At 66.7% G+C, this 25,051-nt stretch carries 25 protein-coding genes; 12 read left to right on the top strand and 13 right to left on the bottom strand.

Features of this window, described 5'->3' with window-relative positions:
• Positions 1-98: 98 nt before the first annotated feature.
• On the top strand, positions 99-605 hold the full coding sequence (locus tag QZ709_RS06085) for a hypothetical protein (RefSeq protein WP_294636364.1): 507 nt from the start codon (positions 99-101) through the stop codon (positions 603-605).
• 6 nt (positions 606-611) lie between these two features.
• Here the strand turns inward: QZ709_RS06085 and QZ709_RS06080 are convergent, their stop codons facing one another.
• Positions 612-1,076 (bottom strand): Lrp/AsnC family transcriptional regulator, encoded by a 465-nt coding sequence (locus tag QZ709_RS06080; protein ID WP_366937151.1) that lies wholly within the window; start codon positions 1,074-1,076, stop codon positions 612-614.
• Positions 1,077-1,219: 143 nt separating this feature from the next.
• Between QZ709_RS06080 and leuA the strand changes: the two genes are divergently transcribed.
• The gene (gene leuA, locus QZ709_RS06075; protein ID WP_294636362.1) at positions 1,220-2,881 is read left to right on the top strand and encodes a 2-isopropylmalate synthase; all 1,662 of its coding nucleotides are present in this window, start codon (positions 1,220-1,222) and stop codon (positions 2,879-2,881) included.
• Between the two features lie 7 nt (positions 2,882-2,888).
• On the opposite strand, the gene QZ709_RS06070 is transcribed toward leuA, so the two are convergent.
• On the bottom strand, positions 2,889-4,187 hold the full coding sequence (locus tag QZ709_RS06070; RefSeq protein ID WP_294636361.1) for a hypothetical protein: 1,299 nt from the start codon (positions 4,185-4,187) through the stop codon (positions 2,889-2,891).
• A 239-nt stretch (positions 4,188-4,426) separates the two neighbouring features.
• Here QZ709_RS06070 and QZ709_RS06065 point away from each other — a divergent pair, with 239 nt between their 5' ends.
• Genes QZ709_RS06065 through QZ709_RS06040 form a run of 6 tightly spaced genes read left to right on the top strand, consistent with a single transcriptional unit; the run spans position 4,427 to position 7,087 of the window.
• The gene (locus QZ709_RS06065) at positions 4,427-4,693 is read left to right on the top strand and encodes a hypothetical protein (protein ID WP_294636360.1); all 267 of its coding nucleotides are present in this window, start codon (positions 4,427-4,429) and stop codon (positions 4,691-4,693) included.
• Between the two features lie 12 nt (positions 4,694-4,705).
• Positions 4,706-5,485: a DUF692 domain-containing protein gene (locus tag QZ709_RS06060; RefSeq protein ID WP_294636359.1), complete on the top strand. Its 780-nt coding sequence runs from the start codon at positions 4,706-4,708 to the stop codon at positions 5,483-5,485.
• Positions 5,461-5,730 (top strand): putative DNA-binding domain-containing protein, encoded by a 270-nt coding sequence (locus tag QZ709_RS06055; protein ID WP_294636358.1) that lies wholly within the window; start codon positions 5,461-5,463, stop codon positions 5,728-5,730. The genes QZ709_RS06060 and QZ709_RS06055 overlap by 25 nt, the downstream gene beginning before the upstream one ends.
• Positions 5,690-6,205: a DoxX family protein gene (locus QZ709_RS06050; protein WP_294636357.1), complete on the top strand. Its 516-nt coding sequence runs from the start codon at positions 5,690-5,692 to the stop codon at positions 6,203-6,205. The genes QZ709_RS06055 and QZ709_RS06050 overlap by 41 nt, the downstream gene beginning before the upstream one ends.
• A gap of 7 nt (positions 6,206-6,212) precedes the next feature.
• Positions 6,213-6,851 carry a sigma-70 family RNA polymerase sigma factor gene (locus QZ709_RS06045; protein WP_294636356.1) on the top strand — a complete coding sequence of 213 codons (639 nt, stop codon included), beginning with the start codon at positions 6,213-6,215 and terminating at the stop codon, positions 6,849-6,851.
• Positions 6,851-7,087 carry a hypothetical protein gene (locus QZ709_RS06040; RefSeq protein WP_294636355.1) on the top strand — a complete coding sequence of 79 codons (237 nt, stop codon included), beginning with the start codon at positions 6,851-6,853 and terminating at the stop codon, positions 7,085-7,087. The genes QZ709_RS06045 and QZ709_RS06040 overlap by 1 nt, the downstream gene beginning before the upstream one ends.
• A 30-nt stretch (positions 7,088-7,117) precedes the next feature.
• Here QZ709_RS06040 and QZ709_RS06035 read toward each other — a convergent pair whose 3' ends face one another.
• Complete coding sequence (locus tag QZ709_RS06035; RefSeq protein WP_294636354.1) at positions 7,118-9,316, bottom strand: hypothetical protein; 2,199 nt, start codon at positions 9,314-9,316, stop codon at positions 7,118-7,120.
• A gap of 31 nt (positions 9,317-9,347) precedes the next feature.
• A complete protein-coding gene (locus tag QZ709_RS06030) occupies positions 9,348-10,379 on the bottom strand; it encodes an ABC transporter substrate-binding protein (RefSeq protein WP_294636353.1) in 1,032 nt (343 codons plus the stop codon).
• Positions 10,380-10,867: 488 nt separating this feature from the next.
• Here QZ709_RS06030 and QZ709_RS06025 point away from each other — a divergent pair, with 488 nt between their 5' ends.
• Positions 10,868-11,866: a 2-oxoglutarate and iron-dependent oxygenase domain-containing protein gene (locus tag QZ709_RS06025; RefSeq protein WP_294636352.1), complete on the top strand. Its 999-nt coding sequence runs from the start codon at positions 10,868-10,870 to the stop codon at positions 11,864-11,866.
• Here QZ709_RS06025 and QZ709_RS06020 read toward each other — a convergent pair.
• The 4 genes from QZ709_RS06020 to QZ709_RS06005 are packed head-to-tail and all read right to left on the bottom strand — an operon-like array spanning position 11,833 to position 14,570.
• A complete protein-coding gene (locus tag QZ709_RS06020; protein ID WP_294636351.1) occupies positions 11,833-12,282 on the bottom strand; it encodes a hypothetical protein in 450 nt (149 codons plus the stop codon). The genes QZ709_RS06025 and QZ709_RS06020 overlap by 34 nt on opposite strands.
• Positions 12,279-13,118: an FAD:protein FMN transferase gene (locus tag QZ709_RS06015; protein ID WP_294636350.1), complete on the bottom strand. Its 840-nt coding sequence runs from the start codon at positions 13,116-13,118 to the stop codon at positions 12,279-12,281. Before QZ709_RS06015 ends, QZ709_RS06020 begins: the two co-directional genes overlap by 4 nt.
• A 10-nt stretch (positions 13,119-13,128) precedes the next feature.
• Positions 13,129-13,671: an FMN-binding protein gene (locus QZ709_RS06010; protein WP_294636349.1), complete on the bottom strand. Its 543-nt coding sequence runs from the start codon at positions 13,669-13,671 to the stop codon at positions 13,129-13,131.
• Positions 13,672-13,679: 8 nt separating this feature from the next.
• Positions 13,680-14,570: a DUF6662 family protein gene (locus QZ709_RS06005; protein WP_294636348.1), complete on the bottom strand. Its 891-nt coding sequence runs from the start codon at positions 14,568-14,570 to the stop codon at positions 13,680-13,682.
• 143 nt (positions 14,571-14,713) lie between these two features.
• Between QZ709_RS06005 and yccS the strand changes: the two genes are divergently transcribed.
• Entirely contained in the window at positions 14,714-16,882 is a 2,169-nt protein-coding gene (gene yccS, locus QZ709_RS06000) for a YccS family putative transporter (RefSeq protein WP_294636347.1), read from the top strand.
• A 103-nt stretch (positions 16,883-16,985) separates the two neighbouring features.
• Here the strand turns inward: yccS and QZ709_RS05995 are convergent, their stop codons facing one another.
• From QZ709_RS05995 to dnaA, 5 genes are all read right to left on the bottom strand, one after another.
• Positions 16,986-17,315, bottom strand: a complete 330-nt coding sequence (locus QZ709_RS05995) for a nucleotidyltransferase family protein (protein ID WP_294636346.1) — start codon at positions 17,313-17,315, stop codon at positions 16,986-16,988.
• Entirely contained in the window at positions 17,308-17,736 is a 429-nt protein-coding gene (locus tag QZ709_RS05990; RefSeq protein WP_294636345.1) for a nucleotidyltransferase substrate binding protein, read from the bottom strand. The genes QZ709_RS05995 and QZ709_RS05990 overlap by 8 nt, the downstream gene beginning before the upstream one ends.
• Positions 17,737-17,756: 20 nt before the next feature.
• Positions 17,757-20,282 (bottom strand): DNA topoisomerase (ATP-hydrolyzing) subunit B, encoded by a 2,526-nt coding sequence (gyrB, locus tag QZ709_RS05985; protein WP_294636344.1) that lies wholly within the window; start codon positions 20,280-20,282, stop codon positions 17,757-17,759.
• Between the two features lie 174 nt (positions 20,283-20,456).
• Entirely contained in the window at positions 20,457-21,599 is a 1,143-nt protein-coding gene (gene dnaN, locus QZ709_RS05980) for a DNA polymerase III subunit beta (protein ID WP_294636343.1), read from the bottom strand.
• A gap of 648 nt (positions 21,600-22,247) precedes the next feature.
• Complete coding sequence (dnaA, locus tag QZ709_RS05975) at positions 22,248-23,813, bottom strand: chromosomal replication initiator protein DnaA (protein ID WP_294636342.1); 1,566 nt, start codon at positions 23,811-23,813, stop codon at positions 22,248-22,250.
• A 394-nt stretch (positions 23,814-24,207) separates the two neighbouring features.
• Between dnaA and rpmH the strand changes: the two genes are divergently transcribed.
• Positions 24,208-24,342, top strand: a complete 135-nt coding sequence (rpmH, locus tag QZ709_RS05970; RefSeq protein WP_058086564.1) for a 50S ribosomal protein L34 — start codon at positions 24,208-24,210, stop codon at positions 24,340-24,342.
• A gap of 141 nt (positions 24,343-24,483) precedes the next feature.
• Entirely contained in the window at positions 24,484-25,035 is a 552-nt protein-coding gene (locus tag QZ709_RS05965; RefSeq protein ID WP_294636341.1) for a ribonuclease P protein component, read from the top strand.
• Positions 25,036-25,051: the final 16 nt, after the last annotated feature.

Raw genomic sequence — 25,051 nt, 5'->3', positions numbered from 1 at the left:
GCGCAAAGCCCCCTGGTGACATCTGACGCAAATAAACCGCAGCACAAAGCTGCGGGCTTGGGCATGATGGGGCTGTGTTTTCTCGAAAGGAAGGCGCCATGCAGCGGTTCAGCAATGTGTCGACGGACTGTGATCAGCCCATCGCCCCGGCCAGCCTCTACCAGGGACACTGGCGTTTTCGCCTGCATCCCTACGGGGACGAATTGTTGTGCCGTGTGGTGTTCGACATCGCCGAACCCCGGGTGGTTTCGGCCCAGGTGATCGAACACAGCCTGCCCCAGGATCTGGGCAACACGGCCCTCGAAGACCTCACCGCCGAGATGGTGGCCAAGGAGGTGCACTTCCAGCCCACGGCCTGGGGTCTGTCGCCCTGCGCCACCATGCCCGGCTGGGCCACCCCCACGTTCAGCGAAAGCCAGATCGACGAGTTGCAGCGGCTCGAGGGCTACCTCATCGAGGCGTCGGAAGACAACATCGACGGCCTGCTGCAACTGCGTGACGACTTCCTGCGCGCCCTGGGCATGACCACGCACGACGCCTGCAAGGCGCTGCGCGAGGCCAAGAACGCCCACGGGCCACGCAAACAGGGTCGCCTGGTCAACTGAAGCGCCTTACACCGGCACGGCGGTGCGGTCGACCACGCGCCGCAGCACGAAGCTGGTGTGCACCCCGGTCACGCCTTCGATGCGCGTGATCTGGTTGAGCAGCAGGTGCTGGTAGGCGTCCATGTCGCGCACCACCACCTTGAGCTGGTAATCCGCCTGCTGGCCCGTGATCAGCAGGCATTCCAGCACCTCCGGGATGTCTCGGATCACCGCTTCGAGCGACTGGAATCGCTCGGGCGTGTGCTTGTCCATCGAGATCCCGATCAGCGCCATCAGCGTCAGGCCCAGCTTGCGCGCATCCACCATGGCGCGGTAGCCGGTGATCAGCCCGGCTTCCTCCAGCATCCGCACCCGCCGCAGGCAGGGCGACGGCGACAGGCCGATGCGCTCGGCCAGGTCCTGGTTGCTGATGCGCCCTTCCGTCTGCAGGATGGCGAGGATCTGCCGGTCGTGGCGGGTCAGTTCGGTGATCATGCCGTTTCTCCGTTTGATGGCGCAATTTTCTGCCAAAACCAGGGCGAAGAGGGCACGAAATAGGCAGCCTATTCCAAGGCAGGCCACATAAGATTCTTCCCATCGACGAACGCCCCTCGCATCAGAACAAAGGCCCCGCCATGCTCGCCCACCCGCAGACCAAGTACACCCCGTTCAAGCCCGTCGGCTTGACCGACCGCACCTGGCCGAACCAGGTCATCAGCAAGCCGCCGATCTGGATGAGCACCGACCTGCGCGACGGCAACCAGTCGCTCTTCGAGCCCATGAACGGCGAGAAGAAGCTGCGCATGTTCCAGACCTTGTGCGCCATCGGCCTCAAGGAGATCGAGGTGGCCTTCCCCTCGGCCTCGGACACCGATTTCAACTTCGTGCGCAAGCTCATCGAAGAGCAGCTCATCCCGGCAGACGTCACCATCGAGGTGTTGACCCAGGCGCGCGAGCACCTGATCCGCCGCACCATGGAGTCGGTGCGCGGCGCGAAGAAGGCCATCGTCCACGTCTACAACGCCACCTCCAAGCCCTTCCGCGACATCGTGTTCAACATGACGCGCGACGAGGTGCGCGAGATGGCCGTGGCCGGCGTGAAGCTGGTGCGCGAGATCGCGGCCACCATGCCCGAGACCGAGATCCAGCTCGAGTACAGCCCCGAAACCTTCACCGGCACCGAGCTCGACTTCGCGCTCGAGGTGTGCGACGCCGTGACCGAGGCCTGGGGCGCCACACCGGCTCGCAAGGTGATCCTCAACCTGCCGACCACGGTGGAGCTCACCACGCCCAATGTCTACGCCGACCAGATCGAGTGGATGCACCGCCACCTGGCCCGCCGCGACAGCGTGATCCTGAGCCTGCACCCGCACAACGACCGCGGCACCGCCGTGGCCGCCGCCGAACTCGGCCTGATGGCCGGCGCCGACCGCGTCGAAGGTTGCCTCTTCGGCAACGGCGAGCGCACCGGCAACGTCGACCTCGTGACCCTCGCCCTGAACCTCTACACCCAGGGCGTGCACCCGGGGCTGGATTTCTCCGACATCCAGTCCGTGGTGCGCACCGCAGAGCACTGTACCCAGCTGCCCGTTCACCCACGGCACCCTTACGCGGGTGACCTGGTCTTCACAGCCTTCTCGGGGTCCCACCAGGACGCGATCAAGAAGGGCTTCGCCGCTCAAAAGGCTGGCGAGTTGTGGAACGTTCCTTACCTCCCGATTGACCCGGCCGACCTCGGGCGCAGCTACGACTCGGTGATCCGCGTCAACAGCCAATCGGGCAAGGGTGGGGTGGCCTACCTGCTGGAAACCGACCATGGCGTGGTGATGTCGCGCCGCATGCAGATCGAGTTCTCGGCCGTCGTGCAGGAGGTCGCCGACCAGCAGGGTGGCGAGCTGAGCTCGGCCGACATCTGGCAGATCTTTGCCCGCACCTACCTCGGTGAAGGCGCACCCACGGTGCGCTACGTGGGCCACCGCGTGGCCGAGCAGGATGGCGGCGAGACCATCGAGCTGACCGTGCAGATCGACGGCCAGGAACGGCGCCTGACCGGCCACGGCAACGGCCCGATCCACGCGGCGGTGCAGGCCTTCAAGTCGGCCGGCATCGACGTGGAGGTGCACGGCTTCGAGGAACGCGCCATGGCCTCGGCCCAGGACGACGGCAGCGCCCGCGCCTGCGCCATCATCGAAGTGGGGGTGGCTGGCCGCTCGACCTTCGGGGCCGGCGTGGACGCCAACACCACCAAGGCGTCGATCCAGGCGCTGTGCAACGGGGTGGGGCGCGCACGGCGCTGAGGTCCGCTCAGTTGGCCGGCTTGGCCTCGGCCATCAGATCCGGCCGCTTCTGCAGTTCGGCTGCGACGTCTTCGACGACCTCGCGGCCGAATCCCATTTGCGCCGAGAGTTGCATGCGCCCGTCCGGCAGCACGCGGGCATTCATCGGGCCCACGCCCAGGGTGCGCTCGAGCAGGGTCACCTTCTTGCCGGTTTGGAGGTCCCAGGCATTCACCTGGGCACCCATCGAGCCCTCTTTGGCAATCAGCACCGGGCCGTTCGAGGTTGCCATCCAGTCCGCCCGCCAGAAGTAATGCGTGGGGTTGGGAGAGCCGTCCGGCTGGAAGGTCGACTCATACGACACCGACTGGTCGCACACGTTCACGAGGGCGTTCTTGCGTCGGCATTGCGAGTACGCGTAGGTGTTCTTGCCACTGCTGTTGATGTTGATCGGCACCATCTTGCCCGTCGTCACATTGAGCAGGGCGTAGTCGCTGGCGTCGGCCAGACCCACGATCTTGCCCAGGCCGATCAGTGCGCCCAGCGGCGATTTGCGCTCTTCAGCGGTGTCCTTCTCCAGCAGCAGCCAGCCCGTGGTGCTGATGTTGCCGCGCTGGAGTGGGGTCGGGTACCAGCCTGTGGGGATGTTGATCTGCTGCACGCCGTCACCTGCCACATAGCGGAAGCCAACCGAGTCGCGCAGGACCAGGACGCCGTCTGTCAGGGGAAAGAACAACTCCCCGGCCAGCGTCTTGCCCGTCACGGACGTGAACACCCATTGGTTGGGTTGTCGAACGACATGGCCGAGCGTGACCGCCTCGGTCGGCGCCTGCAGGTTGGCGAGCTTCACCGCCACCCGCTCGCCTGCACCCACGGTGTAGGCCACACGGCCTCGTTGGGCGTCCACCACGAAGCGGGAGGTGCGGCCTTCGGGATCGGCGAAGCGCTGGCCGTCGAATGTGATGCCATCCTTGAGGAAGACGACCTCGCCCACAGCCCGGTCATGCTGCTGGACACCACGCAGGCGCTGGCGCAGGTCGGACTCGCTGACCGCGGCCACCGCGGCAGGCGGCGCCACAACCGGAGAAGCCGGCTGAGCCAAAGCCGGAGCGACCATGGGCTGGCCACCCCCGCCCGGCACCAGGGCCTTGATGGCCCGCACGCGCTGCAGGATGCGGGCCTCGTCCTCCGGACTCAGCTCCTTGCCTGCGGCCTTGTACTTCGCCCGCATGTCATCGAGCATCATCATCTCTTCGGCCGTCACGCTCTGGGCCCAGGCACCATGGGCCGCCACTGCGCACAGCAGGACCATCGTCAGCTTCTTCATCGCATCCCTCGGTGTTGTCGTTGCCGGCCCGGCGGTTGCACAGGCCATCCCGGATCCTAGGGCAGCCGCCCGCGCCACGTCATCGGCCACAAGGTGGGTCGGCGCATCGGCGCAACGCCCCGGTGCGACATCGTTCACCGACCACCGCAAGTTTTTTTCAGGCGGCTGTCAGGAATCGGATGGTCCTCACGACTGAGACGGTGTGCACGCCGTGTGCACCCCTCAGAGAGGACCTCGCCATGAACCTGAAGACCATCGCCGCCCTGGCCACCACCCTGATTGCTTCGAGCGCCTTTGCCGGTACGCCCGCCGACAAGAAGTGCGGCGCCGGCACCTGTGGCAAGAAGGAAAGCTCGGCCAAGGCCGGCTCACGTGCATCTGGCGCATCCGGCGCGTCCGGCCCGGCCGAAGCCGCTTGCAGCAAGAAGGAAGGTGGCAAGGACGCCGGCTGCTCCAAGAAGGAAGCGGGCTGCTCGAAGAAGGACGGCGGCTGCAGCAAGAAGTGAGGCGCGGCAGCCATGACCGGACTGGGCTGGCGCCGCGAGATGGCGGACTGGGATCGGCATGCGGTGCAGGCCGATTTCTTCGAGGTCGTGCCAGAAAACTGGCTGCGGCGTGACCGCGCCCCGCTGCACGCGCTGCGGGCCACCGGGCGGCCCGTGCACCTGCACGGCGTGTCGCTGAACCTGGGCGGGCAGTCGCCCATCGACACGCCCTTTCTGCGTGACGTCGGCCGGCTGATGGACGAGCTGGGCACCCCGCACTACTCGGACCACCTCGCCGCCAGCGGGGATGCCCACCAGCTTTACGACCTGTTTCCCATCCCCTTCACCGCCGACGAGGTGGTGCGCGTGGCCGACCGCATCCGCGCCGCGCAGGACGTGCTGGGCCGGCGCATCGCGGTCGAGAACACGACCTGGTACACCAACATCGGTCCGATCCCCGAGCCGGACTTTCTGGCGGCCGTGGCCGAGCGGGCCGACTGCCAGGTCCTGCTCGATCTCAACAACATCGTCGTCAACCACAAGAACCACGGCGGGCTGGCGCTCGATGCCTTCGTGCAGCGGGTGGACCTGCGCCGCGTGAGCTACCTGCACGTGGCCGGCCACGAGTTCGACGCCCGCTTCGGCCTGCACATCGACACCCACAGCCAGCCGGTCGAGCCCGGCACGCGGGCCATGGCGCAGCGCCTTCAGGCCGAGGCCGGGCTGCCCGTGCTGCTGGAGTGGGACAACGATGTGCCTTCGCTGGACGTGATCAACCAGGAGCTGGCATGGCTGCGTTCCACGACTACGTGAGGGGGCTGAGCGACACGGTGCCGGCCGGCTACACCGAAGCCGGCATGCGCGTGTACCGCCATCTCGTGCGGCTGGGCGTGACGCAGCTGATCGAGGCCCACCACCCGGATCTGCGCACCCAACTGGGCGACGAAGCATGGGATGAGTTGATCACCGCGTTCATCCGGCAATCGGCCTGGACCTCCCACCACTACGGAGACCTTCATGATGAATTCCTTGCTTTCCTGGCGCGCGAAAGCGCTTGAGGCCGTGCGCGATCTGGGCCTGCTCGGCCTGCGCCTGTGGATCGCACAGGAGTTCGTGCTGGCCGGGCTGACCAAGCTGTCCGGCGGCGGGGCTGCACCCGACTGGTTTGCCGGACTCGACTTCCCGCCGGTGCTCGCGGCGTTGCCGGTCCAGATCAACTGGGTGGCCGCCGGGGTGGGCGAGGTGGTGTTCGGCGCCGCCATCGCGCTGGGCCTGTTCAGCCGCCTGGCCGCACTGGGCCTGCTCTTCATCACCTGGGTGGCGGTCTACACCGTGCACTTCGACCTGGGCTGGGCCGGTTGGAACCAGATCGAGACCGAGAACGGGCTGGGCTTCAAGGTGCCGCTGATGCTGGCGCTGATGCTGCTGGCCGTGCTCACGCAGGGCCCCGGACGCTATGCTCTCGACGCCTGGCCGCCACTGGCTCGGCGCTTCCTGCTTCCTTCACACCATGCTCCTGCCCGATCGGCCTGACCCCGCGATGCCCGCTCCCGCATCCTTGCCGATGCCAGGCGCCGCGCGCGCGCCGGCGCCCTCCGCGGCTCGCCCCGACCCCGAGCTGATGGCGCAGTGGGCCCGTGACTGGCGTGGCCCCATGCTGCGCTTCGCCCAACTGCATCTGCAGCCACGCGAAGAAGCGGAAGACGCGGTGCAGGATGCGCTGGTGGCCGCGCTCGGTGTGTCGGCCGATCAGCTGCAGCAGGCCGACCCGCGACGCTACCTCTTCGGCATCCTCAAGCACAAGATCACCGACCGGCTGCGTGCGAAGTACCGGCGCGAAGCGCGGGACGTGGTGTGCGACGAACCCGACGAACTCGATGCCCTGCTGTTCGACGGACACGGGCATTGGGTGGCCGAGATGGCGCCCACCCCGTGGCGCACACCGGAAGCCGATCTGCTGACCGAACAGTTCTTCGCCGTCGTGGACCTATGCATCGACAAGCTGCCGAGCAAGGCCGCCCGCGTGTTCAGCATGAAAGAGCTGCTGGAGTGCGATGCCGACGAGGTGTGCAGCACGCTGGGCCTGAGCAAGGCCGATTACTGGCAGAACATGAGCCGGGCCCGCAAGCAGATCCAGCTGTGCCTGAGCCAGACCTGGTTCGACGGAGGCCGCCCTTGATGAAATGCCAACGCTATGTGTTCCTGCTGAGCTCGGGCCAGCTGACCGAGGCGCCCCTGGCCAGCAGGCTGGAGGCAAGCGCACACCGATGGATGTGCCACCGATGCCGCGCCTTCACGCGCAACAACGACACGCTGGACCACATCATGGCGGCGCAGCGCGACCGCCTGATGCAGCCGGACTCATCCGACCCACCCGGCGTTGTGCCGGGCGAGCCGAGCGATCCCGGCCGCTGAGCTGCGGAAGCGCGCGACCGAAGCCGGCACTCAGCCCTGGGGTGCCGAAGCGGCCGGTGCGCTCAGGGGCTGCAGCAGCTCGTGCACCTTTTCGGGCGCGACCACATAGGCCGTGACCCAGGCGAGCACCAGCACGGCCAGCACGATCCACGGCCAGCGGGTCTTCTTGTCGGCATACGGGTCGACCAGCGCGCGGTCGGCGCCTTCCGGCAGCCGGGCCGTCTGCGTCAGCGCCGTGCCGAACGCGATGTTGATGCGCGCGCGGGTGTTGATGGCCCAGCCATTGGCATCCAGGATGGGACCGAGGTTGCGGTTGCGCAGCTTGAAGTAGGCCATGGCCATGGCCGGGCCCGAAATCAGCAGCATCAGGCCGAACAGCGCCAGGGGCATCTGCCAGGCCTTGAGACCGAGGAAGCCCGTCACCGCCGACGCGAGCGCCGTGCCGATGGCGCCCACCGCCAGGCCCACGGCCGCGAAGATGCCGGCGAACTTGGCCACATCGAAGGCCGCCGGGGGCTGGTTCGGCGCGGGCGCCGCGGCGGGCACCGTGGTGACCTTGTCACCGGCTTTGGTGACGGACTGCGTGGCCAGGTCATCGGCCGCCTTGGCCTTGGCGGCCGCGAACTTCTGGGCCTGCTCGGCCATCAGGCGCACGGCCTTCTTGTATGGCGACCAGAAGGCCTGGCGGATGCTGATGGGATGGTCGACGATCTTGGTGATGGTGGCATCCCAGTCGCGGCCCTCGCGGTTGTAGAACACGCCGTTGCGGCCCACCATGAGCTGGTCCGAGTCGCCCGCGGTGACGGCCGCAGCGATGGTGAGCTTCTGGCCGGCCCGGGTGCAGTCCGCGTACAGCAGGTACACGCCGGACAGCGTGGCCAGCGTCGCGTGGCGCGCCGGATCCAGCACCTTCACGCACAGGTCGCAGCTGCGGCCGTCGATGTAAAGCGTGCCGGCCTGGAAGCTGGCCTTGTCACGACGCGTGTAGAAATCGGTGAACGAAACGAAGTTGTTGGCCAGGCGGGCCAGGTCGCGCACATAGCGCACCAGACGCTCGACATCGGCGATCAGCGCAGCCTGTTCGGCGGCGGCCTCGTCCTGGTCCAGCAGCACGCTCAGGCGGGCATGGGCGTCGCCAGCCACCAGGGCGGACAGGGTGTCGGCCTCGATGGCCTCCAGCACCGTGGCCGGTTTGGCGGCCAGCCAGGCATCGCGGGCGGCAAAGCGGGCCTTGACCTGCGCCCAGTCGGCTTCGGTCAGTTCGGTGCGGGCGCCCAGCAGCGGGATCACGACCTGGTCACGCAAGGCGGCCACCGCATCGGCCCAGGCCGGGTTCAGCCCGGTGGTCAGCGACAGGGCCGCACCGCTTTGCACATAGGCCAGCGGCAGCGTGGCCAGATCGGCGTCGCCGGCACCGGCCAGCACCTGTGCGCCGATGCGCTTGAGGTCGTCTTCGCTGCCGTTGAGCAGCCCACCGGCGCGGGGGTCGAACGCGGCCAGGCGGCAGCGGGTGAAGAAGTCGTCCACCTTGGCGCGCACGGCCTGCAGTGCAGCGTGCGCAGACTCGGTGTCGGCCCCGAGGGGCAGCAGATCGGCCTGGGCACCTTGCGCGCGCCAGGCCACCAGCGCACGGGCCTCGTCGAAGAAGCGGGTGACGGTGTCGCGGTTGACACCGGCCTCGCCGCTGCGGTCGGGCTGGCCGCCAAGCTGCGCCACGATGGTGCCGATGGCCGCGGCCAACGCCTCATCCTGGCCGGCTGCGGTCACCACGCCATCGCCGTTGAAGGCCATGCCCCCGTAGATGCGGGCCACATCGGCACAGTCCTCCACCGTCAGGGCAGGGGCATCGGCCTTGCCCAGGCTGGCCAGGATGCCGCGGGCAGACGCCAGCAGCTTGCGGCCGTCATCGTGGCTGTCGTCGATGTCGGCCAGCGCCAGCGCACCGCCCTGAATCAGCGTGTCGGCCGATTTCAGGCGCGTGGCGGCCCAGTCGATCGCCGCGATCAGCTCGGGTGCGCGCACATGGCCGTCGCCATCGGTGTCGATCTGCGCCAGCGTGCGCGGATCGAACTCCACGCCCTGTGTCGGGCATGACAGCGCCACCCACAGTTTCTGGTCGAGTCGGGCCAGGTTCAACAGGTCGGCGCCGGTGTCGAGGCGGACCTGATCGAAGCCGCTGGCGCGGAAGAAGCGCCAGGTGTGAGAGGGTGTCTTGTTGGGCAACAGCATGGTCGAAAAGCCTACCACGCAGGCCCGTCGTTCACACCTTCACCAGCCGCTCGGACAGGGGTGGGAGCTTACCCAGATCGTAGAGCTGGGCCCCCGTGGGCGCCTGGCTCAGACCGAAGGCCTCGGTGACCCCGGCGATCTGGCGGCCGACATGGGCCATGTGGATGCCACCCAGTCCTTCCGTGCGGGTTTCGGCGCCGGCCACGTACTGCCGGGTGATGGCCCAGCGCTGGCGCTCGACCGCCAGATCGAGGATGGGCTCGCGTGCCTTGATGGCCGCCAGCGCCGGCTCGGGGTTGGCCAGCGTCTCCTTCAAGGCACGGTGGGTGGCGCGCAGGAAGCCGCGCACCGCATCGGGTTGCTCGGCCAGGAGCCTGCGGCTGGCCAGGATGGCGTTGCCGTACAGGTCGAGCCCCGCACTGGCATAGGGCAGCACCTGCAGCTCGGCCTGCGGCATGCGGGCGAACAGCGAGATGGCCGAGTCGTGGAAGTAGGTGGCCGCGTCCACATCGCCGCGCACCATGACGTTGTCGCGCACCGAGAAGTCGGTGGTCACCCAGTCGAAGTGGCCTGTACCCAGCTTGAGCTTGCGCTCCACCATGGGCCACAGGCGGCGGGTGGACTCGACCGCGGCGGCGGCCACGCGCTTGCCCTTGAGGCTCTGGAAGTCGGCCGTGATGCCGCGGTCCTTGCGGCCGATGATGGCGAACGGCGCCCGGTTGTAGTACTGGTAGACGGCCTTGACGGCATCGCCGTTGCGCGACTGGAATTCGATCAGGGCGCTGATGTCGCCCAGGCCCAGGTCGTAGGCGCCACTCGCAATGCGGGTGATGGACGCCACCGAGCCCGCACCGGCGTCGATGGTGACGTCCAGCCCTTCCTCGCGGTAGTAGCCCTGGCTCAGGGCGAGGAAGAAGGGGGCGGTCTGCCCGGTGACGCGGAAGTCGAGCGTGAAGCGCAGCGGGATCGGCTTGCCCGGTTGGGCGCGAACGCGCGAGGGCAGGCTGGCGAGGGGCAGGGCAGCGGTGGCGGCAAGGGCCGACAGCACGTGGCGACGGTGCATGGCGAGGGGCTCCGGGATGAGGGTTCGTCGACACCGACCGGCGCGCCAGGCTCTTTGAAGCCAGAGCGCACCAGCCAGGATGCGAGAGCAATTTCCGGGCGCCTGCCACCAAGGGCTGTGCGCTGAACGCTTCTACTCTTGCCGCCCTTGAAGCAGCCTGCGTGCCAGCACGGCACGCACCAGCGTGGCGCGCCCCAGCCTCATTTCGGCGCACGGGGCCCGCCCATCGGGTGGCGCAGAACCTGCTTGGCATGCAGCGAGAGTAGAAGCGTTCAGCCGCGCAGTGCCCGTTCTTTCGCGGGCCCGGGCCGGCAGGTCATTGCTCTTGAAGTGGCGGGTGCCCGTGCGGTGCCGGCCGTGTCCTTCAAGAGGCGATGCATGCCTGTCGGCGCAGCAACGGGCTCAAACCATGAGCCTGGGTTGAACCGGTCGGCATCGTCCCTCGTCTTTCATGGCCTTGATCGGCCTTTCAGGCTTGGAGTACCGAAATGAACGACCCTCGATTCAATGACTACACCCTCGATGAACTGAAACTGGAAGCCCGCATGGGCGGCCTGGGCGAGACGCGGGCGCGCGAGGTGCGCCGCATCGACGTGAGCGACTTCGAAGCGCGGCGCGAGGAGATCACCGAACAGCTGTGGGCGGCCGCCATCGAGGTGGGCTTTTTCCAGCTGGTGAACCACGGGATCGCGCTGGATGACATCCAGCAGGCTTTCCGCACGGCCGAGCGCTTCTTTGCGCTGCCCGATGCCGTGAAGGCCCGGTATCCGCTGAAGAAGGGCTGCAACGCGGGCTGGGAAAGCCGCGCGCAGGTGCGTCCTTCCACCGGCACACCGGATCAGAAAGAGAGCTACCAGATCACGAGGCCGCACATGGCCGACCTGTGGCCGACCGAGGCCGAGCTGCCGGGCTTTCAGCAGACCATGCTGGGCTTCGAGCAGCAGTGCTGGACGCTGGCCATGCAGGTGCTGTCCTGCTTTGCCGACAAGCTGGGCTTCGAGCGCACCTTCTTCACGCAGGCCCATGACCCGTCGGTGCCGGCCTACCAGAGTACGCTGCGCCTGCTGCACTACTACGCCATCGCGCCCGAACTGAAGGACAAGCTCGACCTGTGGCGTGCCGGCGCCCACACCGACTTCGACTGCCTGACCCTGCTGTTCCAGCAAACGGGGCAGGGCGGCCTGCAGGTGTGCCCCGGCAAGGAAGCCGATGGCCAGGTGTGGACCGAGGTGGAGCCCGCCGACGGCGTCATCACGTGCAACATCGGCGACATGCTGATGCGCTGGAGCGACGACGTGCTGCCGTCCAACTTCCACCGGGTGCGCAACCCCCGGCCCGACGAATACCAGGGCCCCCGGTACAGCGTGGCCTTCTTCGCGCAGGCCAACCGCGATGTGGTGATCCAGGGGCCGAAGGGCACGCATCCGCCCATCACGGCGGAGGACTACCTGTATCAGCGGGTCAACGCCAACTTCGCCAAGTACTGACGCCCGACCACCAGGTGCAGGGGAAAGGCCGCCACGGCGGCCAGCCCGACCGCCCAGTGCACGAGCACCGTGGTGTCGCGGGCCTCCTCGCTGCCGTAGTACAGCAGCAGGCCTGTCGCCATGAGCGCCACCATCACGGCCAGCATCAGCACGCCGGTGGCGCGGTTGCGCCGGGCGTTCCAGGCGCCCCGCACATGGCCGGGCAGCACTGAACCGAGCACCACCAGCGTCAGCGCCGAACTCGTGCCATGCCAGACCAGCAGGCTGTGGGCCGACACCTCACCCAGGTCCAACCCCGCCTGGCGCTTCAGCAGAAAGCCCAGCCCGGACACGGCGCACACCGTGAAGATCAGGTGGGCAGACAGGCGCTGCCAGCGGGGCAGCAAGCCGATGCGGCTGCGTTTGGAATGGCTCATGGCGAACAGGGTTCAGGTGACAGCACGACGGACTCGGCGCCGTAGGCCGCCAGACAGGGATGGCCGGGCTCGCCCGCCAGCGCCAGCACCTTGGTGAGTGCATCGGCCACGGCGCAACTCGGCGCGACGACGGTGTAGCTGCTGCGGGTGCGAAGCGCGGCCCCGGTACGCGGGTCCACCAGGGCCGACACCTCCTCGCCCTCGACCGTGCGGCGGGAGTAATAGGTGGCCGACGTGGCGCAGGCGCCGTCGCGCAGGGTGCCCGCATGGCGCAGGTGTGCGGGATCGGCCGGGTCACGCAGCCAGATGTCTTCCTCCGCATCGCCGAACACGCGCAGATCGCCCCCCGCGTTGACCACCCCGCCGGCCACGCCGGCTTCGCGCAGAGCGGCGACCGCCTGGTCCACCGCATACCCTTTGGCGATGCCGCCCAGGTCGATCTGCACCGGCGCGTCACAACGCACGCCGCCGTCGGGGGTCAGGATCAGGCTGGCCAGCGAGGAAGCGGGCACCTCCACCGCTGCGGGCGGCAACAGCCCCCAGCTGGCCAGTCGCGCGGCCACGCCACAGTCGAACAGCCCGCCCGACGCGACATGGATCTCCTTTGCCAGCGCCAGCACCTCGTGCGTCCACGGGTGCACCGCAAGCGTGTCACCGGGCCGCATGCGGTTGATGCGGCCAACATCGGAGGTGGCATCGAACACCGACATCAGGCGGTGGACCTGTTCGATGCGCGCAAAGGCCTGGGACAGCGCGGCCGACAAGGCGTGCTCCGGCCCCGGATCGGCGAGCCGGATCTCGACATAGGTGCCGAGATGAGGCCGGCAGGCTTTCACATCAAACCCTTCACTTCAGGCCCTTGAGCACCAGATCGTGCATGACCATCAGGCGCTTGACGCCATCGGTCAGGTGCTTGCACGACAGTGTTGCGCCCGAGATGTTCTGGATGTCCTTGTTGAGCTTCAGGGTCGACGCGCCGGTCTTGCCGACGAACTGGTTGCGCCAGCTGGCCTCGCCCACCTCGTAGCCGTAGGACTCGACGTACTCCATGATCTCGATGCCCTTGATGGTGCCGTCGGCGTGGATGGCCAGCGCGTACTTCACCATCTCGTGCTTGCCCACCACTTCATCGACGATGAACCAGTCGCCCTTGGCCGTGCGCCATACGCGCTCACCGCGGAAGGGCTCGCGCACCGACGAGAGCTCGCGCATGCGTTCGCGCTGGGCTTCGGTCAGCGCCACAGGCGTCTGCACCAGCTTCTCGCCGGGAAAGAGGCGCTTCTGCGTGTCCTCGACACTGACGTAGATCTTGGCGTGGGCGATGGCCGGCGCGATGATCGCCGCCACGGGGATCAGCGCCAGGGTGGCAGCCGGTTTCCATTGCATCATGGGCCTCCTCAGAACGGCATGCCGAACTTGACGATGAACTCGTTGCGGGTGTGGCTGTCCCATACGCGGCGGCCCGAGCACTCGCCGTCATTGGGCGCCCAGCATTTCCCGCCGGTCGGCTGATAGCGCCACGCGGCCGTCACCCACCAGTCCTTCTCGGCGTAATGCACGTTCGGGCCGATGAACCAGGCACGCTGCGTGTGCGTCTGGTAGCGGTAGCCGTAGTAGTCGTTGTGATAGCGGGCCTCCATGCCCGCCGTCCAGTTGTTGGCAAAGCGGTAGGTGGCGCCGAACAGCACGTCGAACATGCTCTCGGGGCCGGTCTCGCCGTTCACGAACTTCACCTTTTCCACCGCCGCGACCAGGTTGCTGGCCAGCACCAGCTTGTCGTCCAGGAAGTTGGACTGCAGCAGCAGGCGCGCTTCGAACTCGTCCTTGACGGTGCCCAGCGTCAGCTCGCCATACAGACCCACGCCCACCGGGTCGATCACCGGGTTGGTCAGGCGGTAGATGCCCTCGAGCGACACGCCCTCGACCCGCCACTTGCGGTAATGGCCGTCGCCAGGATAGGCCACGCCCCAGCCGCCGGTTTCCCCGTTGGGGAACTCGTCCGTGGCGGGATAGTTGCGGTAGGCGTTGGTGAAGCTGGTGTTGAGGTAGCCAGCGAGCTGGAAGTTTTCATTGACCCCGTACTCGACCTCGGTGCGCGCCTGCCAGAAGTCGTAGGTGCCACCGGCCTGGCCGCGGTTGTACTGCAGGCGTTGCTCGAATTCCCACGTGCCCTTGGGCTGCAGGTCGAGGGTGTACAGCCAGCCAAACGTGCCTTCACCGGCATGCAGCGAACCCATGGTGGCCAGCAGTGCGCCCGCGCAGGCGGCCTTGTGTATGAAACGACGCATCGAAACTCCCTGTGATGAGGTGCCTGCACACCACGCCCCACGGCGTGGCAAAGCAGCAAGTGCGCGGCACGCTGAATTCTGAAATGAGAACCATTAGCATTCATTGAGTTTGATCAAGAAAGCGCGTGTGGCAGGATTCATCCGTGCGCCTCGAACACCTCACCTCCGACTGGAACCAACTCTGGAAACAAGCCCGCCAACATGAAGGCGTGATGCACGGCGTGCGGGCCATGCTCGCGCTCAGCGTGGTGCTGCTGGTGGGCTGGCAGCGAGACTGGTCGTGGCAGGTGATGCCGGTGCTGCTGGGCGTCGTGGCCAGCGCCCTGACGGAAACCGACGACAACTGGCGCGGCCGTCTGCGCACCCAGGTCATCGCCATGGCGGTGTTCGCCTTGATCGCCGGGCTGGTCAGCCTCACCCAGCCCTGGCCTGCGCTGCTGGCCGGCGCCCTGGCCGTGAGTGCCTTCGTGCTCACCATGGCCGGGGCCGTGGGGGAACGCTACCGCGCCATCGCCTTTGCCTCGCTGGTGTTCTTCAGCTACGTGGCGCTGTCCATGCAATCCAACCGCATGGCCGCGCGCCAGCTCACGCCCTATCTGTTCGGCGGGGTGGCCTGGTATGGGCTGGTGTCGGTGATCTGGGCTGGCGCGGTGGCGCGGCCGCCCGTGCGGCACCGGCTGGCGCAGCTGTACGCGCTGCTGGGCGAGTACCTGAAACTCAAGTCCAAGCTGCTCGAGCCCATCCACGATGTGGACATCGAGCAGCGACGCATGGCCCTGGCGCTGTACAACGGCCTGGTGGTGGACGCGCTGCACACGACCAAGGAAGCCCTGTTCTGCCGACTGGGCCGGCGCACGCCGCCGGGCTGGCTGCAGCAGGCGCTGCACCAGTACCTGTCGGCACAGGACATCCACGAACGCACCTCGTCCTCGCACGAAAACTACAGGACCCTGTCCGACGCCTTCTTCCGCTCGGACGCGCTGTACCGCTGCCAGCGCGTGCTGGCCCTGCAGGGCGAGCAGTGCCTGAAGCTGTCGGCAGCCATCGCGCGGCGGCAACCACCGAAGCACCAGGGCGCCACCACGCGCGCCATCGAAGACATGCAGGGCGCCATGGCGGTGGCCCGGCAGACCATGCCGCCCGGACGTGCCTTGCAGGCCCTGCAGGCGCTGGGTGCCAACCTCACCGAGCAGGCCGCCGTGCTGGCACGGGTGCAGGACCCGGCCCCCCTCGCCACCGAGCGCACGCTGGTCAACAGCCACCCTACGACGCTGAAGGAAGCCTGGCACCGCGTGAAGACCCAGGCCCGTGTGGCCTCCCCCTTGTTCCGGCATGCCGTGCGCCTGGCTGTGGCCCTGCTCGCGGGCTTCGGGCTGATGACCCTCACGAACGACCAGCACGGCTACTGGATCGTCCTGACCATCACCTTCGTCAGCCAGCCGCATTACGCGGCCACCCTCAAGCGCCTGAGCCAGCGCCTGAGCGGCACGCTGATCGGCCTGGCACTGGGTTGGGCGCTGACCCGCTTGTTCCCCGGTGACCTGGCCGGCAGCGTGCTGATTGCCGTCAGCGGCGCCGTGTTTCTGGGCGCACGCCGCACGCATTACACCGTGGGCACGGCCGCCATCACCACCTTGCTGCTGCTGGCCTTCCACCAGCTGGGCATGACAGAGGGTGTGATGGCCAACCGGCTGCTGGACACCGTGGCCGGCGGCACCATCGCCGCGCTCGCGGCCTGGCTGGTGCTGCCTACCTGGCAGGCGCGGCAATGGCACGGCCTGGCTGCAGCCACGCTGCGCACGCAGGCGCGGTATCTGGACGAGGTGCTGCGCCAGTATCAGGCCGGCAAGCAGGACCACCTGGCCTACCGCACAGCCCGCCGCAACATGCACAAGGCCGATGCGGCGCTGTCGAACTCGCTGGCGGCCATGCTGAAGGAGCCGGCCGGCGTGCGCCTGAACACGGATGCCTGCGGGCGCTTCCTGGTGCGCTCGCACACGTTGCTGAACTACCTTTCGGCGCTGGGCGCGCACCGCGGCGAGCCCGGGGCGCGGGACCTGGATCAGGCCACGCTGGAGACCGCGGCCGCGCTGCAGGACGCCTTGAAGCGGCTGGCCACGGCCATTGAGGCCGCACGGTCACAGAAGGCTGACGACTGGCGGTTCGAGCTGGGCACGGTGGAAGCGCCGGGGTTCGATGTGGCACCCGAGGCGCCGTTGCAGCAGCTGGTGCGGGCGCAGCTGGGGCTGGCGATCGGGGTGGCGAGGGAGTTGGTGGGGGTGGTGCCGGGCTTCAGAACGGCACCCGCTTGAAGGATCACAGCGAAAGGTAGCGCGACCGCCCCAGCGGCAAGCACAGCACATGACCGCCGGAATGAGGTGACAAAACCGTTCCCATCCCGACGGGAAAGAAACCTCAGCGCCCTTGCTGAAGCACCACTGTGTGCTGCTGGATCAATTCCCGGAACGCCTCGCTCGTGGTCGCCCAATCGACCACATCCACGCGCCACGGCAGATCCGATTCGGCAAACGCGTCATTCAGCCGAGCCTGGGTCGCAATGTCGAGCGCGACATCTCCCATCACCACCAGGTCGAGATCGGAGTGCGGCTTGGCCGAGGCCTTCACCCGAGACCCGAAAGCACGGACCTCCCGGTCCGGTACCTCTTGCATCAGGATCGACTGGATGATGTTCCAGTGGCGGGGTTCGACGTTCAGCCCCCGTGGCACCTCAGGCTGATCAGCCATGGCGCGCTTCAAGACGCGCCAGCAAGTCACGCGCGTGCGTCAGAAAACCTTGCGTGGCGGCGTACACCTGCTGAGCCTTGGCGTGATCATAGGTGTGGGCCGTGATGTTTCGCATCTGTCGAAAGCCGAACCAAGCTTCGACATCGTCAATGAGCCCCTTTTCCGCCGCGATGCGCAGCAACTTCCGAAAGCTGGCCTGATCGACATCGACCGGGCTGTCGGCTTCGAGCTCCAGTTGTCGGCGCAGCATCTTCATGCTGATTTCGTAGACGAACTCGAAGTTCTGGATCACGCCGGCAACCAGGGTATTGCGCACCTTGGCATCTTGCCCATTGAACCAGGCTGCATCACTGACCACAGCCAGCCCATCGTCCAGCGAGGTGATCGCCGAGCGCAGGGCCGTGAGGTCGAGTACCGCCATGGTTCGCTCCCCTCAACGCATCACGCGTCGATGTTCGTCGCCCTCAACGCGTTCGTCTCGATGAAGTCGCGCCGCGGCTCGACCTCGTCGCCCATCAGCATCGTGAACACCCGATCCGCCTCGATGGCATCCTCGATCTGCACGCGCAGCAGGCGACGCACGTTCGGGTCCATCGTCGTTTCCCACAGCTGCTCGGGGTTCATCTCGCCCAGGCCCTTGTAGCGCTGGCGGCCCACCGAGCTTTCGGCCTGCTGCATCAGCCACGCCATGGCAGCGCGGAAATCGCCCACCTTGGCTTCCTTGGCCTTTTCGCCTTCACCGCGGCGCACCACGGCTTCGTCCGTCAGCAGGCCCTTGAACGTGGTGCCGGCCTTGGCCAGGGCCTCGTAGTCCGCGCCGTGCACGAAATCCGGCGTGATGATCGAGTACTTGGTGTTGCCGTGGAAGATGCGGCTGATGCGCAGGATGTGCTTGTCGCTGCGGGCATCGAACTCGGCTGTCACTTCGGCGTTGTGCAGCGCGGCCTTCAGGGCGGCGGCGCTCTTCTCGGCGTCTTCCAGCGTGTCGAGGTTCAGCGTCAGGCCGTTGGCAATGACCCGCAGCGCCTCGATGTCCATCCAGTTGCCCAGACGCTCGACCACGCTGTTGGCCGTCACGTAGGCATCGGCCAGTTCCTTGAGCGCCTCGCCGGTGATGGCCGGCTTGCCCTGGCCGGGCTCGACCACGGCGCCGTCCAGCGCCACCTTGGTCAGGTACTCGTCCAGCGCGTGCGCGTCCTTCAGGTACTGCTCCTGCTTGCCGTGCTTGACCTTGTACAGCGGCGGCTGGGCAATGTAGATGTGGCCGCGCTCCACCAGTTCCGGCATCTGACGGAAGAAGAAGGTCAGCAGCAGCGTGCGGATGTGGGCGCCGTCCACGTCCGCGTCGGTCATGATGATGATGCGGTGGTAGCGCAGCTTGTCCGGGTTGAAGTCGTCGCCGCCCGCACCGCGGCCGATGCCGGTGCCCAGCGCCGTGATCAGCGTGAGGATTTCGTTGCTGGTCAGCAGCTTCTCGTAGCGGGCCTTCTCGACGTTCAGGATCTTGCCGCGCAAGGGCAGGATGGCCTGGAACTTCCGGTCGCGGCCCTGCTTGGCCGAGCCACCGGCGGAGTCACCCTCCACGATGTAGATCTCGCAGAGCGACGGGTCTTTTTCCTGGCAGTCGGCCAGCTTGCCGGGCAGGCCCAGGCCGTCGAGCACGCCCTTGCGGCGCGTCATCTCGCGGGCCTTGCGCGCGGCTTCACGGGCACGTGCAGCCTCCACGATCTTGCCGCAGATGATCTTCGCGTCGATCGGGTTCTCGAGCAGCCAGTCGGTCAGCAGGCGGCCCACGATGTCTTCCACCGGCGCGCGCACTTCGCTCGACACCAGCTTGTCCTTGGTCTGGCTGCTGAACTTGGGCTCCGGCACCTTGACCGACACCACGCAGGCCAGGCCTTCGCGCATGTCGTCACCGCTGACGTCGACCTTGGCCTTCTTGGCCAGTTCGTTGTCTTCGATGTACTTGTTGATGACGCGGGTCATGGCCGCGCGCAGGCCCGTCAGGTGGGTCCCGCCATCGCGCTGCGGGATGTTGTTGGTGAAGCACAGCACCGACTCGTTGAACGAGTCGTTCCACTGCATCGCCACCTCCACGCCGATGTTCGTGCCTTGCTCGGAGAGCTTGTCGCCCGTGGCGTGGAAGATGTTGGGGTGCAGCGTGCTCTTGCCCTTGTTGATGAACTCGACAAAGCCCTTCACACCGCCGGCATAGGCGAAGTTGTCTTCCTTGCCGTTGCGCTCGTCGATCAGGCGGATCTTCACGCCGTTGTTCAGGAACGAGAGTTCACGCAGGCGCTTGGCCAGGATGTCGTAGTGATACTCGTTGTTCTCTTTGAAGATCTCGGTGTCGGGCAGGAAGTGCACCTCGGTGCCACGCTTGTCGGTGTCCCCGACGATCTTCATGGGGCTGATCTCGATGCCGTCGCGCTGTTCCAGCACGCGGTCTTGCGGGATGCCCTGCTTGAACTCGAGGTAGTGCACCTTGCCATCACGGCGCACCGTCAGGCGCAGCCACTTGCTCAGGCCGTTCACGCACGACACGCCCACCCCGTGCAGGCCGCCCGAGACCTTGTAGCTGTTCTGGTTGAACTTGCCGCCGGCGTGCAGCTCGGTCAGGGCGATTTCGGCGGCCGAGCGCTTGGGCTCGTGCTTGTCGTCCATCTTCACGCCGGTCGGGATGCCGCGGCCGTTGTCCACCACCGAGATCGAGTTGTCGGTGTGGATGGTCACGACGATGTCGTCGCAGTGGCCGGCCAGGGCCTCGTCGATGGAATTGTCGACCACCTCGAACACCAGGTGGTGCAGACCGGTGCCATCCGACGTGTCGCCGATGTACATGCCCGGGCGCTTGCGCACCGCTTCCAGGCCTTCCAGGATCTGGATGCTGCCCTCGCCATAGCCCGTGTCGGCCGGCGCGGCGGGCGGGGTGACAGGCTGCTGATCAGGGGAGGTGGCGTCGGTCATGGGTACAAGCGCGTGGTGGAAAGGGACCAGCGATGTGGTTCCAGAAATGGAAAAAGGCCCCCCATCTGACAATGGGAGACCCTTATTCTAGCCCGCGCCACCGGGTTGCCCGGTGCGCGGCGGCCACACCCGTTCAGCGGTGCGGCCGGCCTGTCGCGCGATGCCCGCTGGGGCTCAGATCCGCATCGGCATCACGACGTACTTGAATCCCTCGAATTCCGGATTCGTGATCAGCGCCGAGCTGTTAGCGTCCTGCAGCGACACGGTCACCATGTCCTGGCTCATGTTGGCCAGCACGTCCATCAGGTAGCCCACGTTGAAGCCGATCTCGAAGCTGTCGCCGCCGTAGTCGATCTCGAGCTCTTCCTTGGCCTCTTCCTGCTCGGCGTTGCTCGAGGCGATGCCCAGCACGCCAGGCGCAAAGTTCATGCGCACGCCCTTGAACTTCTCGGACGTCAGGATGGCCGCGCGCTGCAGCGAGGCCAGCAGCGTGGCACGGCCCAGCGTGATGTGGTTCTTGTGGTTCTTGGGGATGACGCGGTTGTAGTCGGGGAACTTGCCCTCGACCAGCTTGGTGACGAACTCCAGTCCGCCGAAGCTGAACTTCGCCTGGTTGCCGGCAAAGCGCATTTCGATCATCGGCTCGCCGCTGTCCCCATTGCTGCCTTCCTTGCCCTTGCCGTCGTCCTTGAGCAGGCGCTGCAGTTCCAGCACGGTCTTGCGCGGCAGGATGACCTCCTGCTTGGGCATGTCGACATCGAGCGTGGCCTGGGCCAGCGCCAGGCGGTGGCCGTCGGTGGCCACCAACGTCAGGCTGTTGCCTTCGGCCACGAAGAGGATGCCGTTGAGGTAGTAGCGGATGTCGTGCACGGCCATCGCGAAGTGCACCTGACCGATCAGCATCTTCAAGGTCTTCTGCGGCACGCTGAAGGCGGGGCCGAAGTCGGCCGCTTCCTGCACCAGCGGGAAATCTTCGGCCGGCAGGGTCTGCAGCGTGAAGCGGCTCTTGCCGCCCTGCAGCGTCAGCTTGTTCTGGTTGGCGGTCAGCGACACGGTCTGGTCGCTGGGCAGGCTCTTGAGGATGTCGCCCAGCTTCTTCGCGCCCACGGTGATGGCGTAATCGCCTTCGTCGCCGTCGAGCTGCGCGGTGGTGCGGATCTGGATTTCCAGATCGCTGGTGATCAGTTCGAGTTCAGGACCGTGCTTGCGGATCAGCACGTTGGCCAAGATGGGAAGCGTGTGGCGCCGCTCAACGATGCCCGCCACCGACTGCAGGGCGGCGAGAACTTTTTCCTGGGCTGCTTTCAACACAATCATCTCAGTCTTTCAAATTGGTCGTTGTAGTAGAGGACGACTTTTTCTGTGAACAACGCTATTTTGTCCTGACCGATCAAGCCCTTAAGGCGCGGACAAACCTGTGCATCCTACCCGGGAACGAGGGGTGCTTCACAGACAACAACTTCGCTGGGAAGCGACACCCTGTGGACAAGGCCTCGGTTGTCCTTTTTCTGTCCACAGGCTTGTTGGCTTGACAGGTGCTGATTGTCCATGCCGCACCGACCGCGCGGCGCGTTTCACTGTGGTGCAGGACGGGAGAGAAGGCGAACGTGAAAGGGCCAGGGCCGGTCTCCCGGCCGCGTGAAGCTGTCAGGCTGAAAAAGAAGCCCGGTGTTATCTACACCAATGACTTCAGTTTCAAAGGTGGTGGTTGTAGTAGAGGGGGCCTGAAGCTGTGCACAAGCCTTGTTTTGCAAGTCAGAACAACAACTTGGGATCATGACAACGGTGTGGAGGGCACCCGGGTTGGTGCGTGCATGGAACGACAACAACCTGCCGAAAGCCGCTGACCCTGTGGACAAGCCCGTACTTGTCCTTTTCTTGTCCACAGCGTTGTTGGCTTGACAGGCGAAAAAAAAGAGGCCGAAGCCTCTTGGGTCCATGCAGGACGGATGCCAGGCGCGCCGCTCAGCCCTTGAGCGTCTGCTCCAGCACGTGGAGCTGCTGGTTGAGCTCCGTGTCCTTGGCGCGGTCGCCAGCGATCTTGCGCACGGCGTGCAGCACGGTGGTGTGGTCGCGGCCGCCGAACAGCTCGCCGATCTCGGGCAGGCTCTTCTGGGTCAGTTCTTTGGCCAGGTACATGGCGATCTGGCGCGGCTTGGCGATCGAGGCCGGGCGCTTCTTCGAATACATGTCCGCGACCTTGATCTTGTAGAAATCGGCCACGGTCTTCTGGATGTTCTCGACCGAGATCTGGCGGTTCTGGATCGACAGCAGGTCCTTCAGGGCCTCGCGCGCCAGGTTGATCGTGATCTCCTTGTGGCTGAACTTGGCAAAAGCCAGCACCTTGCGCAGCGCACCTTCGAGCTCGCGCACGTTGGCACGCACGTTCTTGGCGACGAAGAAGGCGACATCCTCGGGCAGCTCGATGGCTTCCTGGGCGGCCTTCTTGATCAGGATGGCCACGCGCATTTCCAGCTCGGGCGGCTCGATGGCAACCGTCAGGCCCGAGTCGAAGCGCGAGGTCAGGCGTTCATCGATGTTGGCGAGCCCCTTGGGATAGGTGTCGCTCGTCATGATGATGTGCGCCTTCTTGGCCAGCAGGGCCTCGAACGCGTTGAAGAACTCTTCCTGGGTTCGGTCCTTGCCGGCGAAGAACTGCACGTCGTCGATCAGCAGCAGGTCGAGCTGGTGGTACTTGGCCTTGAGCTCGTCGAAGGTCTTGCGCTGGTAGTTCTTCACCACGTCGGAGATGAACTGCTCGGCGTGGAGGTAGAGGATGCGTGCGTCGGGCTTGTCGGCCAGCAGCGCGTTGCCCACCGCGTTCATCAGGTGGGTCTTGCCCAGGCCGACGCCACCGTAGATGAACAGCGGGTTGTACATCTGGCCGGGCGCGCCGGCCACGTGCAGGGCGGCGGTGCGCGCCATCTGGTTGGCGCGGCCGGGCACGAGGTTGTCGAAGGTGAGGGCCGGGTTCAGGCCCATGACGCGCGGGTGGCCGCGACCGGACTGCCCTGTGGCCGCGGACTCGGCGGCGTGCTGCTGCAGCTGGGCGTTGACCGCACTGGCCTGCTGCGGCGTCAGCATGGCGGGCCCGGCCTGCACCGGGGTGGGCGAGGGCGACAGGGTTGCGGTGGCATTGGGCGGCAGCACGCGGGTGGGCAGGGCCATGCCCGGGCGCAGCCCCGTGCCCCCTGCGGGCATGGCCGCACGAGGGGCCAGGGCGATGTCCATGCGGACTTCGCCCGGTTGCAGTTCGCTGAGGATGGCTTCGATGCGGGCGCTGTACTGCGTGCGGATCCAGTCGAGCATGAAGCGGTTGGGCACGCGCACGCCCACCAGCGTCACACCGGCTTCCTGGCTGACCTCGGCCGGCGGCAGGGGACGGATCCAGGTATTGAACTGCTGTTCGGGCAGCTCCATGGCCAGCCGGGCGCAGGTCCGGGCCCAGAGCGTGGCCGGGTCGTCAAGGGCTGGAGGGGACGCGTCTGCCCCCAGATCGCGGGCGGGGGCAGGGAGGTCAGCGGCACTCATGTTGTGGACAAGTCCTTCAGGGGGAGCGAATTCTAAGCGCGCCGAAGCCGGTTGCGGACAGGTTATCCACAGTTTTTCATGTGGTTCGAAAGAGGGGCTTGACGGCCGGCAAACAGTCCGGGGCACAAGGGACGACGCATGCAATCGCGAGGCCATCGGAGGACGGGTTGACCCGGACCCGGGCCAAGGCGGTTGACCTGGGGGCCGAAAGCTGCTGTAATCGCGGGTTCCTCCGGCCAGGCGGCTTGCCCCTGGTCGTCAACCGCGCGGCAATTGCATCGTGCGGGGATCCAGTCAACAACAGAAACCTGGGCCGCAGCGCCCTGCATTCGCTTTTCCGGGCACATGGCCCGGAGCAGCCGGTGTGGGCTTTCAGGCCTGATGAAGGACCACCATGAAACGTACCTACCAGCCTTCCAAGACCCGCCGCGCCCGTACCCACGGCTTCCTGGTGCGCATGAAGACCAAGGGCGGCCGCAAGGTCATCAACGCCCGTCGCGCCAAGGGCCGCAAGCGCCTGGGTCTCTGATCGCCCACGCGATCAAGCGAGCGGCGCCGGCCTGTGGCCCGGTCCGCCTGCCGTGAGGCCTGCGCTGGTGGCGCAAGCCCTGCGGCGTGAACGAGGCCGGGCACTGCCCGGCTTTGTTGCGACTTCACCCTCCTCCATACCGTGCGCGCACCCAGCCTGAAAGCCACTGACTTCCAGAGGGCTTTGGGCTCCCGCCCGGTCTCTCGCACGTCGCACTTCGTGCTGCACGTGCTGCCTGTCATGGCCGTGCAGACCCCGCCACAGCCCGGGTTGTCAACAGAAGGCAGTGCCCCCGGTACTGTGCCTGTGGAAGACCTCGTCTGTGCGTCGGTCGCAGACGCCGGGTCTGGCGCCGCGGTGCCGGCCTGGCGCTTCGGGCTGGTCCTGCCGAAGAAGCAGGCCCGCCGCTCCGTCACCCGTTCATTGATTCGTCATCAGGCCCGTGAAGCCTTGCGCCGCCATGCGGAGGCAGTGTGTGCCTGTCCGGCTTATGCCGAAGGCGTCGACGGCTGGGTGCTGCGGCTCAAGACGCCGTTCGACCGCCAGCAGTTTCCCAGCGCGGCCTCGGAGGCGCTCAGCGCCGCCGTGCGTACCGAGCTGGACGAACTGTGGCGCCAGGTGCTGCGGCCCCGGCGCGTTTCCTCATCGTCTTCCGTGATGGCCTCTTCTGGCGATCGCGGAGCTGCGGCATGATGGCCGGCGGTGCGCA

The organism is uncultured Aquabacterium sp., assembly GCF_913773725.1.
Lineage (GTDB): Bacteria > Pseudomonadota > Gammaproteobacteria > Burkholderiales > Burkholderiaceae_C > Aquabacterium.
Note: the sequence above shows the minus strand (reverse complement) of the source record. Positions and strands in the feature narration are given on the sequence as shown.